The sequence below is a fragment of the Streptomyces lushanensis genome, from assembly GCF_001700515.1.
GTDB classification, from domain to species: domain Bacteria; phylum Actinomycetota; class Actinomycetes; order Streptomycetales; family Streptomycetaceae; genus Streptomyces; species Streptomyces lushanensis.
Window position 1 is genome coordinate 1 of record NZ_MAUD01000106.1, and the last position, 2944, is coordinate 2944.

Genomic DNA, 2944 nt, shown 5'->3' on the forward strand with positions numbered 1-2944 from the left:
GCACCGCGGGGCTGAAGCCCCGCGGTGCGCCTCCCGGCGGGCCGCCGCGCGGTCGCGCGGCGGTGCGCCCGGCTGCACGGGGGCCGGTGGTGGGTGGTGCCGGGGTCCCGGTGCCGGGCCGCTCACCGGGCCCGTCGGCGACGAGGACGGAACGGGTCAGGTCTCGGTCACCCGGCCCCTCGCCACGTCCAGGCGGCGGGTGGTGCGGATCGCGTTCAGCATGCGGCGGTCGTGGGTGACCAGGAGCAGGGTGCCGTCGTAGGAGTCCAGCGCGGATTCGAGTTGTTCGATCGCCGGCAGGTCGAGATGGTTCGTCGGCTCGTCCAGGACGAGCAGGTTGACGCCCCGGCCCTGGAGGAGGGCGAGTGCGGCGCGGGTCCGTTCACCCGGTGAGAGGGTGGTCGCGGGGCGCAGGAGATGGTCCGACTTCAGGCCGAACTTGGCGAGCAGGGTGCGGATCTCGGCCGGTTCGGTGTCGGGGACGGCCTGGCGGAACGCGTCCAGCAGGGTCTCCGGGCCGTGGAAGAGGGCGCGTGCCTGGTCGACCTCGCCCACGACCACACCCGAGCCGAGTGACGCGTGGCCCGCGTCCAGCGGAAGGCGGCCCAGCAGCGCGGCCAGCAGGGTGGATTTGCCGGAGCCGTTGGGTCCGGTGATGGCGATACGGTCGGCCCGGTCGATCTGGAGCGTGACCGGGCCGAACTGGAAGCCGCCCCGCTTGACCTCGGCCGCGCGCAGCACCGCGACGACCGCGCCGGAGCGTTCGGCGGAGGCGATCTCCATCCGCAGCTCCCACTCCTTGCGCGGCTCCTCGACCGCGTCGAGGCGTTCGATCAGCCGCTGGGTCTGGCGTACCTTCGCCGCCTGCTGCTCACTCGACTCGGCGCGGAGCTTGCGGCCGATCTTGTCGTTGTCGGTCGCCTTGCGCCGGGCGTTCCTGACGCCCTTCTCCATCCAGCCACGCTGGGTCTGCGCCCGGGTCTCCAGGGACGCCTTCTTGTCCGCGTACTCCTCGAACTCCTCCCGGGCATGGCGCCGCGCGGTCTCCCGCTCCTCCAGATACGCCTCGTAGCCGCCGCCGAAGAGTGTGATCCTCTGCTGGGCCAGGTCGAGTTCCAGGACCTTGGTCACGGTGCGTACGAGGAACTCGCGGTCGTGGCTGACGACGACCGTGCCGGCGCGCAGCCCGGTCACGAATCTCTCCAGCCGTTCGAGACCGTCGAGATCGAGGTCGTTGGTCGGCTCGTCCAGCAGGAAGACGTCGTAGCGCGAGAGCAGCAGCGAGGCGAGGCTCGCGCGGGCCGCCTGTCCGCCGGAGAGCGTGGTCATCGGCTGGTCGAGTCCGACGGTGAGGCCGAGCGAGGCGGCTGTCTCCTCGGCCCGCTCGTCCAGGTCCGCGCCGCCGAGGCTCAGCCAGCGCTCCAGCCCGAGGGCATAGGCGTCGTCGGCGCCGGGAGCGCCGTCGACGAGTGCCTGGGTGGCCTCGTCCAGCGCGGTCTGCGCGGCGGTGACTCCCGTACGGCGGCCCAGGAAGTCCCGTACGGTCTCGCCCTCGCGCCGCTCCGGCTCCTGGGGAAGGTGACCGACGGCCGCCGTGGGCGGAGACAGTCCGATCGCGCCGTTCTCGGGCGTGTCGAGTCCGGCGAGCAGCCGGAGCAGAGTGGATTTTCCGGCACCGTTGGCACCCACGAGTCCGATCACGTCGCCGGGAGCGACCACGAGGTCGAGCCCGGAGAAGAGCGAGCGGTCGCCGTGTCCCGCGGCGAGGTCCTTGGCTACGAGCGTGGCAGTCATCAGACCGTCGATCCTAACGAGGTGCGAGGCCTCTCCGTCCACCGGAATATGGGCCTGTACGACGGATTCCGCTACGGTCCGGACATGAACGGCGGCAGAAGCGATGTGATAGTGGTCGGCGGCGGGGTCATCGGGCTGACGACGGCGGTGGTACTCGCGGAGGGCGGTCACCGGGTCGCGGTGTGGACCCGCGACCCGCTGGGGCGCACCACGTCGGCGGTGGCGGGCGCGCTGTTCTGGCCCTATCGCGTCGAGCCCGAGGCCGAGGTCGGCGCCTGGCTGGAGCGGTCGCTGAGCCAGTACGAACAGCTCGCGCCGCGGTCGGACGAGACCGGCGTGCGTATCGTGCCGGGCCTGATGGCGAACACCTCGATGGAGGCCCTGGGAAGCTGGGCCGCCCGGATTCCCGGACTGCGTGAGGCCCGTGCGGACGAGGTGCCGGCCGGCTTCGGCCGGGGGCTGCGGGCCGCCGTCCCGCTGATCGACATGCCCGTCCATCTGCGGTATCTGAAGGAGCGGCTGTGGGCGGCGGGCGGCACGGTGGAACGGCGCTCGGTGACGGGCTTCGAGGAGCCGGCGGAGCTGGCGCCCGTGGTGGTGGACTGCACGGGGATCGGTGCCCGGGCGCTGATGGCGGACGCGTCGCTGTATCCGGTGCGCGGGCAGGTGGTGGTCGTGGAGAACCCGGGGATCGACGAGTGGTTCGTGGCGTCCGTCCCCGGGTCCGCCGATATGACCTATGTGATGCCCCAGCCGTACGGAGTGCTGCTCGGCGGCACGGCGACGGAGCACTCCTGGGATCTGCGCCCCGACCCGGCCGAGGCCGAGGCGATCGTGGCGCGCTGTGCCCGGATCCATCCCGCGCTGGCCGGGGCGCGGGTGCTGGAGCACCGGGTGGGGCTGCGGCCCGCGCGCCCCCGGGTCCGGCTGGAGGCCGTGACACTGCCCGGGGGCGCGCGGCTGGTGCACAACTACGGACACGGCGGCGCGGGAGTCACCGTGGCCTGGGGCTGCGCGCGGGACGCCGCCCGGCTGGCGCTGGGCTGAAAGGCGATCAGCAGTCGGCGGGCGTCGCGGCGGTCAGGTGGTAGGTGGCCCGCTCGTCCAGGAGCAGCGGGACCAGATTCCGCTGCGACTGACGCAGTGGTAC

General features: G+C 72.7%; 2 protein-coding genes. One reads left to right on the forward strand and one right to left on the reverse strand.

Features of this window, described 5'->3' with window-relative positions; genetic code table 11:
- Positions 1 to 156: 156 nt before the first annotated feature.
- Complete coding sequence (locus BFF77_RS10250) at positions 157 to 1794, reverse strand: ABC-F family ATP-binding cassette domain-containing protein (RefSeq protein WP_066946702.1); 1638 nt, start codon at positions 1792 to 1794, stop codon at positions 157 to 159.
- Between the two features lie 84 nt (positions 1795 to 1878).
- Here BFF77_RS10250 and BFF77_RS10255 point away from each other — a divergent pair, with 84 nt between their 5' ends.
- A complete protein-coding gene (locus tag BFF77_RS10255) occupies positions 1879 to 2841 on the forward strand; it encodes an FAD-dependent oxidoreductase (protein ID WP_066946705.1) in 963 nt (320 codons plus the stop codon).
- Positions 2842 to 2944 lie beyond the last annotated feature (103 nt).